Here is a 326-nt window from a genome sequence, read left to right on the forward strand (position 1 = left end):
GGGTCCCGCTGGCGGCGGGGCGGGAGATCCTGCGGCGCGAGGACCTCGTCTGGGTGGCGCCGCGCGGCGCCGAAGCGCCGTGGCCCGGCCCGTTGCCGCTCGCGCTCGGCGACCCCGACACGCTGGACCACCGGGCGGGGCGGGCCGCCCTCGACGCGGGCGGGCGCGCGTACCGGATCGCTTACGCGAGCGGCAGCCTGTCCGGGCTCCTGGCGGTGGCGCGCTCCGCCCAGGCGGGCGCGGTGCTCACCCGCGCCGCGGTCCCGCCCGACCTGCGTATCCTGAGCCGCGGCAGCGGCCTGCCCGCGCTGCCGCGGGTCGGCCTG

The 326-nt window shown here is 81.9% G+C and carries 1 pseudogene; it reads left to right on the plus strand.

The features are described from left to right. Positions 1-326 (plus strand): annotated as a pseudogene (locus ACLBX8_RS31750) (LysR family transcriptional regulator); the annotation flags it as partial.

The organism is Methylobacterium sp. D48H (assembly GCF_053345715.1).